13 protein-coding genes and 1 riboswitch are annotated in these 14,636 nt (G+C 39.4%); of the genes, 8 read left to right on the top strand and 5 right to left on the bottom strand.

Features of this window, described 5'->3' with window-relative positions; all coding sequences use genetic code 11:
- Positions 1 to 44 precede the first annotated feature (44 nt).
- Positions 45 to 2,228, top strand: coding sequence for a peptidase G2 autoproteolytic cleavage domain-containing protein (locus M3183_RS18895; protein ID WP_251472114.1), 2,184 nt, complete (start codon positions 45 to 47; stop codon positions 2,226 to 2,228).
- Positions 2,229 to 2,252: 24 nt separating this feature from the next.
- Entirely contained in the window at positions 2,253 to 2,516 is a 264-nt protein-coding gene (locus tag M3183_RS18890) for a hypothetical protein (protein ID WP_251472113.1), read from the top strand.
- A 122-nt stretch (positions 2,517 to 2,638) separates the two neighbouring features.
- Here M3183_RS18890 and M3183_RS18885 read toward each other — a convergent pair whose 3' ends face one another.
- On the bottom strand, positions 2,639 to 3,055 hold the full coding sequence (locus M3183_RS18885) for a DUF1284 domain-containing protein (protein WP_251472112.1): 417 nt from the start codon (positions 3,053 to 3,055) through the stop codon (positions 2,639 to 2,641).
- A 185-nt stretch (positions 3,056 to 3,240) separates the two neighbouring features.
- On the opposite strand from M3183_RS18885, the gene M3183_RS18880 reads away from it, so the two are divergent.
- From M3183_RS18880 to pruA, 3 genes are all read left to right on the top strand, one after another.
- The gene (locus M3183_RS18880) at positions 3,241 to 3,618 is read left to right on the top strand and encodes a PaaI family thioesterase (RefSeq protein WP_251472111.1); all 378 of its coding nucleotides are present in this window, start codon (positions 3,241 to 3,243) and stop codon (positions 3,616 to 3,618) included.
- A gap of 82 nt (positions 3,619 to 3,700) precedes the next feature.
- A complete protein-coding gene (locus tag M3183_RS18875) occupies positions 3,701 to 3,895 on the top strand; it encodes a DUF4177 domain-containing protein (RefSeq protein ID WP_396953737.1) in 195 nt (64 codons plus the stop codon).
- A 1,123-nt stretch (positions 3,896 to 5,018) separates the two neighbouring features.
- Positions 5,019 to 6,650 carry an L-glutamate gamma-semialdehyde dehydrogenase gene (gene pruA / locus M3183_RS18870; RefSeq protein ID WP_251472109.1) on the top strand — a complete coding sequence of 544 codons (1,632 nt, stop codon included), beginning with the start codon at positions 5,019 to 5,021 and terminating at the stop codon, positions 6,648 to 6,650.
- A gap of 52 nt (positions 6,651 to 6,702) precedes the next feature.
- Here pruA and M3183_RS18865 read toward each other — a convergent pair whose 3' ends face one another.
- Complete coding sequence (locus M3183_RS18865) at positions 6,703 to 6,861, bottom strand: hypothetical protein (RefSeq protein WP_251472108.1); 159 nt, start codon at positions 6,859 to 6,861, stop codon at positions 6,703 to 6,705.
- Between the two features lie 185 nt (positions 6,862 to 7,046).
- Positions 7,047 to 7,502 (bottom strand): GNAT family N-acetyltransferase, encoded by a 456-nt coding sequence (locus tag M3183_RS18860; protein WP_251472107.1) that lies wholly within the window; start codon positions 7,500 to 7,502, stop codon positions 7,047 to 7,049.
- Positions 7,503 to 7,732: 230 nt separating this feature from the next.
- On the opposite strand from M3183_RS18860, the gene M3183_RS18855 reads away from it, so the two are divergent.
- On the top strand, positions 7,733 to 7,936 hold the full coding sequence (locus M3183_RS18855) for a zinc ribbon domain-containing protein (protein ID WP_251472105.1): 204 nt from the start codon (positions 7,733 to 7,735) through the stop codon (positions 7,934 to 7,936).
- Positions 7,937 to 8,039: 103 nt separating this feature from the next.
- Here M3183_RS18855 and M3183_RS18850 read toward each other — a convergent pair whose 3' ends face one another.
- Entirely contained in the window at positions 8,040 to 8,216 is a 177-nt protein-coding gene (locus M3183_RS18850; RefSeq protein WP_251472103.1) for a hypothetical protein, read from the bottom strand.
- Between the two features lie 426 nt (positions 8,217 to 8,642).
- Between M3183_RS18850 and M3183_RS18845 the strand changes: the two genes are divergently transcribed.
- Positions 8,643 to 10,406, top strand: a complete 1,764-nt coding sequence (locus M3183_RS18845; protein WP_251472102.1) for a GMC family oxidoreductase — start codon at positions 8,643 to 8,645, stop codon at positions 10,404 to 10,406.
- Between the two features lie 402 nt (positions 10,407 to 10,808).
- On the opposite strand, the gene M3183_RS18840 is transcribed toward M3183_RS18845, so the two are convergent.
- The gene (locus M3183_RS18840) at positions 10,809 to 11,516 is read right to left on the bottom strand and encodes a DNA alkylation repair protein (protein ID WP_251472101.1); all 708 of its coding nucleotides are present in this window, start codon (positions 11,514 to 11,516) and stop codon (positions 10,809 to 10,811) included.
- A 207-nt stretch (positions 11,517 to 11,723) separates the two neighbouring features.
- Positions 11,724 to 11,866: riboswitch (cyclic di-AMP (ydaO/yuaA leader) on the top strand.
- A gap of 174 nt (positions 11,867 to 12,040) precedes the next feature.
- Here M3183_RS18840 and M3183_RS18835 point away from each other — a divergent pair.
- Complete coding sequence (locus tag M3183_RS18835; protein WP_251472100.1) at positions 12,041 to 13,867, top strand: APC family permease; 1,827 nt, start codon at positions 12,041 to 12,043, stop codon at positions 13,865 to 13,867.
- Positions 13,868 to 14,636 lie beyond the last annotated feature (769 nt).

Genomic DNA, 14,636 nt, shown 5'->3' with positions numbered 1-14,636 from the left:
ATATTGTATTTAAAGAAACCCAAAAGGAAGGAAAGGTGAAATGAATGGGGTTAAATTGCAATAGGGATGCAAGTGGACTTTGTTCTGAGGCTGAAGGGGTAAATACGGTGGCCAGCGGGACAGCTTCACACGCTGAAGGAGACGGCACAATTGCATCTGGAGAAGGTGGACATGCTGAAGGATGCTTTTCCCAGGCGATTGGTGACTGTTCCCATGCTGAAGGTGAATCCACCATATCAGAGGGACGGGGTTCTCACTCTGAAGGAAGTTTTACTTTTGCAGGAGGAGATTCTTCTCATTCGGAGGGGCTGGCATCAAGTGCAACTGGTGAAGTTTCTCATGCAGAGGGTCAGACCACAAGTGCAGAAGGAACCGCCTCCCATGCCGAGGGGTACCAAACCATTGCTTTAGGGGGCTCTTCTCATGCCGAAGGAGCTCTAAGCCAAGCAAATGGGTTAACTTCACACACCGAGGGGCTGGGAACTGTTGCAAACGGTACCTCTTCCCATGCCGAAGGGGCACTTACTACAGCAAATAATGATTATTCTCATTCGGAAGGAATTGGAACGCAGGCTAACGGGCAAGCATCCCACGCAGAAGGAGTCAGAACTAAAGCTAATGGAACAGCCTCCCATGCTGAAGGGCAGGATAATACAGCTGACGGATGGTTCTCCCATGCCGAAGGAGGAGGATTTGATCTATTAAATGCTGCAGCTCCAACAATCGCAGGCGGAAACAGCTCCCATGCGGAAGGAGTTGGAACACAGGCAAGCGGGATTGCTTCCCATGCGGAGGGAGGAACGGCAATTTTTAGCCAAAATCCAGGCCCAATCGCAAGCGGAAATTTCTCCCATGCAGAAGGCCAATCAACAACAGCTCAAGGGACAGCCTCCCATACCGAGGGTGTTAATAGCTTCGCATCAACTCTTGCCTCCCACGCGGAAGGGCATTCTACAGTAGCGTTTAATGATATAGCTCATGCGGAAGGATTTGAATCATTTGCTTCAGGTACAGCCTCCCATGCGGAGGGCAGTTCATTTGCAGGTGGCGAAAATGCCCATTCTGAAGGATACTCAACAATTGCTGGAGGAGATGCTTCTCATGCGGAAGGATTCGATACCACAACAGCCGGTTTAGGTTCTCATGCCGAGGGGGCAAATACCACTGCCAATAACTATGCTTCCCATGCTGAAGGGTTAAATACCTTCGCTTCAGGAATTGCTTCCCATACCGAAGGACAGGACACACAGGCAGAAGGGCAGGGAGCTCACTCTGAAGGGATTAATACAGATGCAATCAATGATGGTTCTCATGCCGAGGGTATACTGACTATAGCAATGGGAATATCTTCTCATGCAGAGGGCGGTTCTACGCATGCAAATGGTGATGCATCCCATGCCGAGGGTTTTGATACTATTGCTGATGCTCTTGCTTCTCACGCCGAAGGTATTGGAACGCGTGCACTTCAAACGGCTGCTCATGCCGAAGGGGCCGACACCATTGCCTCAGGTTCCGCTTCTCATGCGGAAGGACAGGGGACAGAAACATTCTATAGTAACTCTCATATTATGGGGAGATTTGGTGCCGCGAATGAAGCCCATTCATGGTTTGTAGCAAATGGAACCTCTTCCAATGCTATGGGATTAGCTGCAAAGCTAAGCGGTACAACAGGTAATATGTTTATTGATGGAAATTACTTTAGCGGCGGTGCTGACTTTGCTGAAATGTTTGAAACGGTTAATGGAACCCCTATAGATGTCGGTTATTTTGTGACTGTCGCGGATGAGAATCTAATAAGAAAAGCAACTTCATCGGATCATTTTATTCTTGGCGTGACAAGCTCAAAGCCAGGTTTTACGGCGAATAGTGCTGGATTGAACTGGCACGGCAGGTTTATAACCGATGAATGGGGGCGTGTAAAATATCATGAAGTGATCGTTCCAGAGGTAAAAGACCAATATGGAAACATAGTTATGCCTGAAACAAAAGAAATTCAGCCTGTCATCAATCCAAAATGGGATCCTAATATGGAGTATCAGCCAAGAATAAATAGACCCGAATGGGTACCAGTTGGTTTAATTGGGCAAATCCTTGTTCGGGATGATGGGACCTGTAAAAACCATGGCTTTTGCTGGCCAAATGATGATGGCGTAGCAACTGATGCGGATCAAGGATACTTTGTTTTGAAACGTACTGGTGAAAATCAAATTTTAATTCTATTAAGATAGTTTTTCAGAAATGGAGGGAAGAAGTTGAATAAAGAAATTGAAAAAAAATGGCTAAGTATGGCTGAGGAAAGAATTAAAACAGGACAAAAGTACTTTGAGGATAGAAAAAGAAAGAAACTTCTTGTTTTAGAAAATAGACGGAGGACATTACAAATGAGAGCGCCTTTCACATTCGCTCAATCAAAACTTGGTGCCGATTTTATAAACAGTTATCAACAATCGGGTAAAATAAGTGAGATAAATTTAAAAAAGAGAGTATTAGAACGGCAAAAAGAAATCGATGGGTAAAGTTCAAAGACGTTTAGCGGAAAAGGCGTAAAATGCAAATTACGATGAAAGGATGAGCTTTTGGTTCATCCTTTCAAAATTTTGTATGTTTTACTGACTAGTCAGGCAGCGGAAGTACATACTTACTCCACTTTCCTTAAGCCCTTCCCATCCAGAATCTCTTGAATACCTTCTTCGCAAACTCCGTATGACCGCCAGGAACATGTTGCACATTCAACTTGGATATCAGAAGGAACGACAAACTCCCGGACATGGGTCTCAATGTCTTTCCAAGTTAGAATTTGTCCAATTTTAAGCCCTAATTTTTTTAAAATAGCGGCGTCTTTGTCATAAATACGATTTTCTTCGCAGTGATATTCACCTGAATTGGGGTATTTTTCACATAACTGATCTGGTCCTTCTATAAGCTGAATGAATGTGTCGGGATATTCCCTCAACGTTTGATGCAAACGAGTCATATTTTTCGTGTATTCTTCGGAATAACCCATTCCCCGATAACCTAATAGACAAAAAAGATGATGACCGCGCAGCCTATACATCCTATTTCCTCCCTTATATTTATATATTGGTAAACTACAAATATAATTAGTTAACATATATTGTGTATCATAACACAACATTCCTGCCAATTGGAAAATTTTCATCTCTCGAAATTAGCATTCTAAAACTAAGAAATCAAGAAAAATGGTATAATATTCTAAATTAATATTTTTTAAGAGGTGAAATGATGTTTATTAAGCAGCCATTAGACGAATTTTTAGGTTTTGAATATAACAGAATAGATGAGGATCATGTACAAATTCGACTGCCCATCCAGGATTTATTTATAAATAGTGCTGGTGTTGTACATGGCGGCGTTATTTCATCATTAGCTGACGTGGCGATGTCGAACTTGATACAGGCTGATGAAAATGGTATACAAAAAGCCTTGACGGTTGATTTAAATGTATCATTTTTAAAACCAGCTTCAGGTACTTACTTAATTGCAGATGCTAAAGTAGACAAGCAGGGCAGAACCTTAATTCACTCTGAGTGTTTGATTTATAATGATCAGCAGGAACTGGTAGCCAAATCTAAAGGAATCCTTTTTCGTAAATCCTAATATTCAGGAATCAGTTGACTCTGAGTTTCAGTGGGCGGGAAATATTAGTTTATGAGATAGGTCCATAAAATTAGGGGAGGCAATGAAATTGTACGAACATAAATTTGTGAAAATTAAACTATCAACCTTCAAACTCACACCGGAGGAAGATTACCATCAAGTAGTTTATGAGCATGAAAGAGATGGGTGGGAGTTAGTTCAAATTTTTGCGCCGGGTATAAAAAGTTACGGCACTCCATCCTTCTATGAGCTAATATTTAAACGCAGGAAAAATTAAAAGAAAAGCTGGAAATAGAGAAAGATGAATTCAAATTAAATCTTGGAAAAAGAAATTAAAATGAGTGATATTAAAATATTGACGGGGGACCTAATCCAATTTTTCTTCTTTTATGGACATAAAAAATTATGGCTGCATTTATTCATTGAAACTACCCCAACTCTTAGTTGGAGGCAGTGGTTAAAAGTTTCATCCGGAAAAATCTGGTCTGGTTTTACATAAAAAATATTAAAATTTGACCCCTTTTGAGTACTTAAAAATAAATTTCAAATAGAGAATAGTAACGTTTTGTGGATTCGTGATTTCATTGTTAACTTGCCTGTATTTTGCTGTTCAAACTTACAGTCTTAATGAACAGTCATATTCATAAAAACTTGATGATACCTTTAATGGCAGGTTTAGCCGAAGAAAGTGTTTTTAGGGGGATTCATTTTACATCAAAAGCAACTAGTTTAACCGCTTTATTATTTTAATCATCCATTATCCCAGTTGATTTATTTTGGGTAAATTTTTACATTTCTGTTCCCATTTATGTTTTTTTACAGTGGGTTTTGTGTTTAATAAAGGCTCTTTTCTAAATGATTGTTGCTTTTTGCCCCCTTTTTAAGATTCGTTCAAAAAATAGGGGTAGAAATTCCCGTTATTTAGGAAATTGGATGTTAATTAGCTGAAATAGACGGAGGAATTTCCCTTATTTGATTTTAAACTGCTAAAATCGGGTGCTTTTCATTGAATAACGGAAAAAACTCCGCTTATACTTTACTATTTATTTAATTTTGCAAATAACGGCAAAACTTCCGCTTATTTTTTACTTCCAAGGGGGCTATCCTGTAATCCAGCTTTCTCGCAGAGTCCGCTTATTCCTAAATAGAATAAACCACTGCTTTTCTTGGCATAACAACATAGTTTACGAAAATAGCCTTAATAAAACAGGTTACATATGGTCTTGTAGTTTTTCGGCACGCGTATCATCAATTTTATGCAACTATTATCTAAATGTTCATTATTTTGTTAAAAGCAAAAAAACTTAAAACCAGCACCATGTATGTTATAATTTTTTCGTAGAAGGAAAGTTTTCAAGTTAGAAGCTACATGGAATTCAAACAGAGGAGGGCCTGATAGAATGAGTAACGGAGTTTTCAAAATCCCAACACCTGTAAATGAGCCTGGCTATACGTATGCTCCAGGTACAAAAGAACGGGAAAAATTGAAAGCGGAATTACAACGCCAATCTGGTATCGTTGTGGATATTCCTGTGATTATTAATGGGGAAGACGTTAAGACTGAAACGGTGAAACAAGTGGTTATGCCGCATGATCATCAACATGCTTTAGCAAACTATTCGCAAGCCGGGGAAAAAGAGCTGCGTGATGCTGTTGAGGCAGCAATTGCTGCTAAAGAAGCGTGGGCAAATATGCCATGGGAACACCGTGCATCCATTTTCTTAAAAGCTGCTGATTTAATCTCTGGTCCATATCGTGATGTAATGAATGCTGCGACGATGTTAGGTCAGTCCAAAACAGTGATCCAGGCTGAAATTGATTCTGCACAAGAAATATCAGACTTCTTACGTTTTGGCGTTTATTGTGCCAATCAAATTTATCAAATCCAGCCAGCAAGTTCGAAGAATGTATGGAATCGTACAGATTACCGTCCTTTAGACGGATTTGTGTTAGCGATTTCACCATTTAATTTCACAGCAATTGGCGGTAATTTGCCAGCAGCTCCTGCTATTATGGGGAATGTAGTCGTTTGGAAGCCAGCCACAACTTCAATGCTTGCAAACTACTACTTTATGCGTATTTTACAAGAAGCAGGATTACCAAAAGGCGTCATTAACTTCGTGCCTTCTCGTGGTACTCAGGTCTCAGAAGTAGTACTAACAGACCCGCGTATGTCTGGATTCCATTTTACTGGATCAACCAGTACCTTTCAAACTATTTGGAAAACAGTAGGAGAGAACATTGCAAACTATCAATCTTATCCTCGTTTAATCGGGGAAACAGGCGGTAAAGACTTTGTATTTGCACATGAGTCAGCACAAGTTGACAAAGTTGCATCTAACCTTGTTCGCGGTGCGTTCGAATACCAAGGTCAAAAATGTTCAGCAGCCTCTCGTGCTTACATCCCAGCAAGCATGTGGGAAGAAGTGAAAGCTGGTTTATTGGAAGAAACAGCGAAACTTAAAGTAGGGGATGTACGTGACTTTACGAACTTTATGGGTGCTGTCATTGATCAAGCCGCTTTTGATACTATTGCAAGCTATATTGACTATGCAGCAAATTCTGATGAAGCAGAAATTATTGCTGGTGGTACGTATGATGATTCTGTTGGATATTTCGTTCAACCTACTATCATTGTGACGACCAATCCAAACTTCAAAACTATGACAGAGGAAATTTTTGGACCCGTATTAACCGTTTATGTGTATGAGAATGACCAATTAGAAGAAACGTTGAATGCTGTAGACAAAGCTTCTATGTATGCGTTAACAGGTTCAATCTTTGCACAAGATCGTCAAGCTATCATTCATTTAGAACGCCGCTTATCCGGCGCTGCTGGTAACTTCTATATAAATGATAAACCAACTGGCGCAGTGGTAAGTCAACAGCCGTTTGGCGGTTCCCGCGGTTCTGGTACAAACGATAAAGCAGGTTCGGTATTTAACATGGTTCGTTGGACCAGCCCGCGTGTTATCAAAGAAAACCTTGCACCAATTACAGATATTACCTATCCATTTATGGATGAAGAATAATTTTAAATGAGAAAAAGAGGTTGAAAATTGTTTCAACCTCTTTAGTGAATTATTAATCCCGCATGGCTCCAGCTTCACGTGAAGTCATTGCACCTTGTCCTGCATTTACATCTTTTTGAATCTCTTGTTTTACCTTTTGTGCATCCGTTCCAGCAAATTCTGGTTTCATGACCGAGCTTAAGTTCTCTTTAGCTTGTTGATCCTGCTGCATACTAGTTCACCTCCATTTCTTATCTAACCATTTTATTATTTATTTAAAAGCACTAAGTTTATCCCAAGAATTACAGCGAATTTTAGTTAAAGTAATTTATAAGAAGTGGATAACTTCATGAAGTCTGATTTCAAAAGAATTGCCAGTTTATCTTGGTTTCTGACAGAAGTGCTAAACTGAAATACTTATCGGCTATTGCTCTCATAAATTTTTGAACTGCTTCCCCAAGGATGATATCCTTCGCCAATATAAGTAAATCCATATTTTTCATAGTACCCTGTGAGGTCAGCACAAAGATAAACTTTATGAAATCCTGCTTTTTCTGCATCAGCTTTAGCTCGTAAAAGCAGTTCTTTCCCTAAAGACCTGCCACGATAACTTTTTTCTACATAAAGAGCACAGATCCAAGGCCATAGATCCATGCGGCTGATAAAATCATTCGTAATTAGACCTGCACAGCCAATTATTTCGCCTAAATCCACTATTAAATACCAAATTGGAAGTGGACTTTCCGTGTTAAGGCTGTGTGTAATACAGTTCTCATATACCTTCATACTGTTTTCGTTTGCCCATTTGGTTTGAAAATATTTAATGGCTTTTTCTTTATACTCGGGATGTTCTCTAACGTTAATGATTTGCATAATGATTCCTTTCTCAATGACGATATTTCACCAAAAGTATTGCATATTTAGGATGGTTCTTAAATAAATTCACTTTCACATACATAAACATATTTCAAGATGAAACATTTCATTTCCTTCAATACATTTAAATAGTGAAGAAATGGATATTTTCTGAATCCTTTTCGAGTTTCGCCCGTATTAGAGTATAAATTATTAGTTTGTTAAGGTTGTTAAGGAGGAGAATAAGTATGTCAGAAAAAGGTTGTATTAAATGTGGAAGTTCAGATGCTGGAAAAAAGGAAGTGGCCATGACAGGTACAGGTTTATCAAAAATTCTTGATGTGCAGCATAATAGGTTTATTGTGGTTTACTGTAAAAATTGCGGGTATTCAGAGTTCTATAATAAACAATCTTCAACTTCATCCAATATTCTGGATTTATTCTTTGGTTAATAACTGGTGATTACAATTGTCATTTCCGAAAAAGCAGAATATAAGATGAGCTTGGACCTGCCAGGGCGCTTTCTGAATGATTGAAAACGCCTTTTTTTCAGCGTTACGGAAGATGGTGAAAAATAGATGCTATTAATCGTGCCAATAGATGAAAAAAACCAACGATTACTCTCCATAACAAACCTAAGATTCCCTCGAAAATACATTCCATGATTTCTTCCATTATAGAATGACGAATTTTCTTCTTTTTATGTTTATCCTTTTCTTTAAATGGTTTCATCTGAACCACCCTCATTTTAACTTTTACTAAATGATAGTACTTCTAAGATATTCTGTCCAAAATTTGCCGATACAAGTTGTTCTATTACCGCATAAATCATTTGCTATTTGGAAGTATTCTAAAAACCTATTTTGGCGAGGTTAGCATTTTTTTTACCGTGTTACCATTATAGAAGTTTAAATAAGACGATTCAGCCCACGTTTTTGAACATACATAAATGACTTTCAACATATTCCTCAATTCTTTTAAAAAGCATAGAACAAAAGGATTGCCTTTTAGCTGCCATCAAATTCAAAACATCCCATTTTTCAAACCCCATAAACCTGTATCCAGGTCAAAAACACAAAATGTGAAAAATAGGTAATAAAATTATTTCTCACCCTAGTAGTTTTACATACCTTAATTAGTATGAAAGGAGATGATTTTTTGAACCATAAATCTGATAAGAAGGTGTTTGATTATATTGTGATTGGAGCAGGTACCGCAGGAGGAATTATCGCAAAGGAACTATCAGATGACTATCATACCAGTGTACTTGTGCTTGAAGCAGGAACAAACATGACTCAACAATTAAGCAGCCCCGATGTTTTATTATCCCTTCTTAATTCCACAGATAATAAATTTTCGTTTAATATCGCTACTAAACTTGAACTGGTACTAGGGCGCCAGCTGCTCACTCAAAGTGGACGAGCTATTGGAGGAAGTTCTGAACATAATGCGATGTATGCTGTTCGTGGAAGCAGTGACCTTTACGATACATGGGCAGCTATAGCTGGGAATGATCAATGGAAATACAATAATATTCGCCCGTTATTTATTAAAAATGAAACTTATACAGGGGAGACCCAAAGCCCTCAAGAACGAGGGGATGATGGTCCCATTTTTGTGAGACAACAAAACATTCCAAATGGAGGGTTAATCCAAACCTTAACTCAAGCAGCCTCAGATGTTTTTCATATTCCAGTGGAAAAAGATTATAACACGGGAATAAGGGATGTGACATCCCTTAAGGGCCAATTTACTCAAAGAGAGGAAAACGGAAAACTGGTTCGCTCTTCGACTGCGACCGGGTATTTAAACGATCAAATTGTAACTCAAGGAAATGAATTCCACCCTGACGAGATGGGGGTTGGTAAGAGACAATTACTCCTGTTAGCAAAAACGATAGTCAACAAAATACTGTTTAAAAAGAAAAAAGGATACCAAGTCGCTGTAGGTGTGGAGTTTGTTAAAGACGGGGTTTCTCAAGTCATGTTTGCGCGAAAAGGGATTATTGTTTCTGCCGGCCAATTTTCTTCTGTCATCCTCCAGCGATCAGGGATTGGAAGGTCTGAAGATTTAAGAAAAGCAGGAATAACCCCCCTGATTGAAAGTCCTCAAGTTGGTTACAATTTCCAAACACATTGGTTTGTCGGTATGGGGGTTGAAGTGGAAAAAGAGAAACTTAAAGAGGTAAGGGATGCAGATCCAAATCAGCCAGTCGTGCTTGGAGCGTTTAAAAGAGTAAATAATCCTGCAGGCGGCCGTCGCCTTCAATTACTGGGACTTCCAATGCCGCTATTTTTACCTAGTAATGAAGTGATAATAAACGGTTGGGAGTATGACGAAAGAAAAGATACGAATATCATGAGTATTGGAATTGCAGATCTAAATCCTAGAAGCCGCGGCTCGGTCATGGTTTCCCATAGCGACCCGGAGGCATATCCATCCATTGATTTAAACCCGCTGGCAAATCCGGATGATCTCCATTTTTTGGTGGATCAATATATCGAGACATATAATATGATTGTTCGCGCTCGTCAGATTGGCGGGGGAGGTATCGGCAAGGTAGTTTATCCTGATGAGAGTATATTCCTATTGGAAGATGAGAAAAAGCGGGCTGCATTAGCTGCATTTGTTAGGGCTTCATATGCACTTTTTACTCATTTCGGAGGGCAATGTAAAATGGCAGGTACAATCGAAGAAGGGGTAGTGAATGGCTGTCTGGATGTCTTTGGAACTATAAACCTAAAGGTAGCCGACCTATCCATCGCCCCTATTTTACCGGACGGAAATACCTCAACTGCTGCGCAAATGATTGGATTAAATGCTGTCCGTTTTATTCAGACGAATTCAAACCCATATGTGGTGGATGACTTTGAATTCGGGGATGATGAATCAAGCGATTTTGAAGAAAGTTCAGATGATTAAACCAAGGTAATAAAGGAACAGGGACGGTTCTTACGGCCTGTGTTGGATTGATTGCATGTATAAAGAAACTAGCAGAACCGTCCCCATGGATTCTTTCTTAGCAGCTTTGGTTGTAAATTTTCTGGTGAAGTTTAAAGGACAGTGACCATCTATATGGATTTGAAGTTGCAGATTCTTTTCATCATCCTTGGAGTACTTTGATAAATTAGATTTGGAATCTTTGATTATTTATCCAGCATGGACATGCCGAAAACTAATGTAATTCATGACTAATCAATTAAGTTTATGATTTTAATTACAAATCGTAGAGATAGGCCATTTATCTAGAATTACCGGTCACTAAGAAATCGAGGGGTTAAGTAAAATCTTCAGCAACGATTCCGTGGATAATTTACGAGCTTATTAACATATACAAGTCTTCCGTTTTACACCAATTTTATTACGATCTTCTATTTTTTTTATATAGGAAACGGCGAGAGGAACTTTACATGCAGTCTTGCCCATATTAACCTGAACCTTACCGATGGTTTCAGCAGCCTTAATCGCTTCATCATGCAAAGCTTTTACATACGCTCCTACACTAATTACAAAGCCGTTCATACAATAGCAGACACGGTTTTTTTCTAGATGAATTGTTGTTTCAGCCCTATGGAGCAGGGCACGTATTTCCTCTAAATCCAGTTTTTCATCAGGGGTAATGGATAAATAGTTGGCATAAGTGCTCCAGCCGGCAGCTGCAATCATTTCTTCATCTGACTCCATCCATTTACGTGCAAGTTCCATAGCATGAGGACTTTCAGCTGCCACACCTGCAACTGTATATTCTGCAAGCATATACCAGTTTGCTTTTTTTACCCAATTTTGGAGGGTTTCTATTGTCATCAATTTTGGGTTAACAGACAGTCCTGCTAAATACATCGCATCTGAATTTCCAGTATCATATAGTGCCAAGGCTAAATCCTGGTCTTTTTTTACATATTTGACGAGCTTTTTTAAATCTCCAACTTTTACTCCAAAAAGGCTTCCGCTCGCTCCATGATTTATAAATGTTTTTTTCGTTTGTTCCGAACCCAGCTCTGCAAGCTTTTCCATTATCTCCTCAACGTTCATTGTTAACCTCCATTAAAATGATTTTTTACTATTTTACCATCTTTTTACCTAATCAAGTACGGTGCCCTGCTATATAATACTAAACAAAATCCTAATCAATTTTGCCTATTGTTGGATATATGAAATTTTGTTATTCCATTTAGAAATTTTAAGGAAAAAATGTATTTACAATGGCCAAACGGAGGAGTAATATATTCACAGTTTCAAATTTCTAAATCGCTGAAACCGTTTGGTGCGGGGGAACCATTTTTGTGGGATGATACTGACCCATGGGGTGAATCCTTTTTAGGTAGGGCTACTCAAAGGCCCGAATCCGACAGCTAACCTCGTAAGCGTTATATTGAGAGGAAGGTGGAGCTTGTGGCATTTTTACAATAATGTGTCTACAGGTCTATTTCATGTGACTTGCAGGCGCTTTTTTTTATTTATATGAATCTTTTTTTAAAGTTTCCCAGTTTAGCTCCAAAGACTTTTTTCAATGGAACCAATAATCTTGATACACTTTTTCAGGCGGTGAGCAATGAATGTTAACATCTATAAAAAGGCTCTTAATTGGACGGCCATTAAAATCAAACGAGCTGGGAGAACAGAAACTAAATAAAACGAAAGCATTAGCCATCCTTTCATCTGATGCTCTTTCATCTGTGGCATATGGTCCTGAACAAATTTTAATTGTTTTATTTACGATAGGTGCAGCAGCTTTTTGGTATTCCGTTCCTATTGCAGTGGGTGTACTCATTCTTTTGACAGCACTCATTTTGTCTTATAGACAAATTATTTTTGCTTATCCTCATGGCGGGGGAGCCTATGTAGTTTCTAAAAGTAATTTAGGTGTAAATGCCGGCTTAATAGCAGGAGGATCCCTTCTGGTAGACTATATTTTAACGGTTGCTGTTAGTGTTTCTGCTGGGACGGATGCCATAACATCAGCCTTTCCCGCTTTACATGGCTATAACGTGGAAATTGCCTTGGTATTTGTATTTCTTATAACCATTTTGAATCTAAGAGGAGTAACGGAGTCTGCTTCTGTATTAGCCTATCCCGTTTACCTTTTCGTTTTAGCATTGTTTATATTAATTGGTGTAGGGTTATTTAAAATTTTAACTGGAGGGGTTTCTCCTCATTTACACAATCCAATTGGAACACCTGTGGCTGGAATTAGTTTGTTTATTCTTTTAAGGGCATTTGCTTCAGGAAGTTCTGCTTTAACAGGGGTTGAAGCCATCTCAAATGCTATTCCCAACTTTAAGGAACCTGCTCCCAACAATGCGGCTAAAACATTATTGGCAATGGGAGCACTGCTTGCTATTCTGTTTTCGGGGATCGTATTTTTAGCTTATTATTACGGAATAACTCCAAATGAAAAGGTTACCGTTGTTTCTCAAATTGCGGAAGAAACCTTTGGGCGGAATTTTGTTTATTTCTTTATTCAAGGAACGACAGCACTGATCTTAGTTCTTGCAGCAAACACAGGATACTCCGCTTTCCCATTGCTGGCAGTTAACCTGGCGAAGGATAAGTTTATTCCAAGAATGTTTCTGATTAGAGGGGACAGATTAGGTTATTCAAACGGCATCATTATACTTGGAATGGCCTCTATGATTCTAATCATTGTTTTCCAAGCAACTACAGAGCACCTAATCCCGCTTTATGCCATTGGGGTTTTTCTCCCATTTACTTTGTCTCAGTCAGGCATGATGGTCAAATGGCTTAGAGAAAAGCCAAAAGGGTGGGTTCCAAAATTTATTATTAATACAACGGGTGCTCTGATTAGCTTTACTGTTACATTAATATTTCTGGTGACCAAATTTACACAGGTTTGGCCGATTTTAATTTTTCTGCCTCTGATTGTTTATCTTTTTCATCGGATTAAAAAGCATTATGAAGCTGTCGGAGCCCAGCTTAGCCTTAAAACGAGCGAGCCGCCTGTGACGATTGAAGGCAATGTGATGATTGTGCCTGTTGCTGGGATGACCCATGTTGTAGAAAATACATTAAACTACGCTAAATCCCTTGCACCTGCCCATATTATCGCCGTATATGTTGCTTTTGACAGGGAAGCCGTAAAGGATTTTGAAGAGAAATGGAAGAAATGGCAGCCTGAAGTAAGATTGGTAACACTATACTCTTATTACAGAAGTATTATCAATCCGCTTACTAAATTTGTCGATACAGTTGAGCATAAAGCCAGGGAAGGTAATTATCAGGTAACCGTTGTGATTCCGCAATTTATACCGAAGAAAGGATGGCACAATATCCTTCACAATCAATCAAGCTTACTCATACGAACCTTTTTGCTTTATCGCAGAAATGTTGTCGTATCAACTGTGCCTTTTCATTTGAAACGATAGTCATTGCTCATGCGGGTGCGGAGGAAAGAGTGCAAGAGGTATAAATGAACCGGTTCATTTGCCCAAACAGGATTGGAATGAGGGGAAGAGGTTTGCCCGAGTGAGGTCGAAATGCAGAGTGCCGGTAAAAAGAGCCTGGTTCTATTGCCCGAACGGGACTGGAATGAGGGCAAAAGGTAAAAAGAAACTATTTCTAGCCCGAATGGGATTTGGAGTGAGGGTAAGAGGGGAGAAGGAACAGTTTATAGTGCGCGAGAGACACAGTATTTGACGATCTCGCGCACTAAAAAGAGTTCAAAGTGCGCGAGATACACCACATTTGACGATTCCGCGCACTAAAAAGAGTTCATAGTGCGCGAGAGATACTGCATTTGACGATTCCGCGCACTAAAAAGAGTTCATAGTACGCGAGATACACCACATTTGACGATTCCGCGCACTAAAAAGAGTTCAAAGTGCGCGAGGGACACCGCGTTTGACGATTCCGCGCACTAAAAAGAGTTCAAAGTGCGCGCGAGATACAGCAATTGACGATCCCGCGCACTAAAAAGAGTTCAAAGTGCGCGAGATACACCACATTTGACGATTCCGCGCACTAAAAAGAGTTCAAAGTGCGCGCGAGATACAGCAATTGACGATCCCGCGCACTAAAAAGAGTTCATAGCACGCGAGATACACCGCATTTTGACGATTCCGCGCACTAAAAAGAGTTCAAAGTGCGCGAGAGACACAGCAATTGACGATTTCGCGCACTAAAAAGAGTTTATAG

Origin of the sequence: Neobacillus mesonae, assembly GCF_023715155.1 — a bacterium.
Lineage (GTDB): Bacteria > Bacillota > Bacilli > Bacillales > Cytobacillaceae > Neobacillus > Neobacillus mesonae_A.
The sequence above is the reverse complement of the archived record's forward strand: the minus strand, read 5'-3'. Positions and strand labels throughout refer to the sequence as shown.

Bases quoted from the DNA above. Each gene is read 5' to 3' on its own strand.
- M3183_RS18895 (WP_251472114.1), top strand. From the start codon at position 45: ATGGGGTTAAATTGCAATAGGGATGCAAGTGGACTTTGTTCTGAGGCT.
- M3183_RS18885 (WP_251472112.1), bottom strand. From the start codon at position 3,055: ATGTATAGGCTGCGCGGTCATCATCTTTTTTGTCTATTAGGTTATCGG.
- M3183_RS18880 (WP_251472111.1), top strand. From the start codon at position 3,241: ATGATGTTTATTAAGCAGCCATTAGACGAATTTTTAGGTTTTGAATAT.
- M3183_RS18875 (WP_396953737.1), top strand. From the start codon at position 3,701: ATGAAATTGTACGAACATAAATTTGTGAAAATTAAACTATCAACCTTC.
- pruA (WP_251472109.1), top strand. From the start codon at position 5,019: ATGAGTAACGGAGTTTTCAAAATCCCAACACCTGTAAATGAGCCTGGC.
- M3183_RS18865 (WP_251472108.1), bottom strand. From the start codon at position 6,861: ATGCAGCAGGATCAACAAGCTAAAGAGAACTTAAGCTCGGTCATGAAA.
- M3183_RS18860 (WP_251472107.1), bottom strand. From the start codon at position 7,502: ATGCAAATCATTAACGTTAGAGAACATCCCGAGTATAAAGAAAAAGCC.
- M3183_RS18855 (WP_251472105.1), top strand. From the start codon at position 7,733: ATGTCAGAAAAAGGTTGTATTAAATGTGGAAGTTCAGATGCTGGAAAA.
- M3183_RS18850 (WP_251472103.1), bottom strand. From the start codon at position 8,216: ATGAAACCATTTAAAGAAAAGGATAAACATAAAAAGAAGAAAATTCGT.
- M3183_RS18840 (WP_251472101.1), bottom strand. From the start codon at position 11,516: ATGAACGTTGAGGAGATAATGGAAAAGCTTGCAGAGCTGGGTTCGGAA.
- M3183_RS18835 (WP_251472100.1), top strand. From the start codon at position 12,041: ATGTTAACATCTATAAAAAGGCTCTTAATTGGACGGCCATTAAAATCA.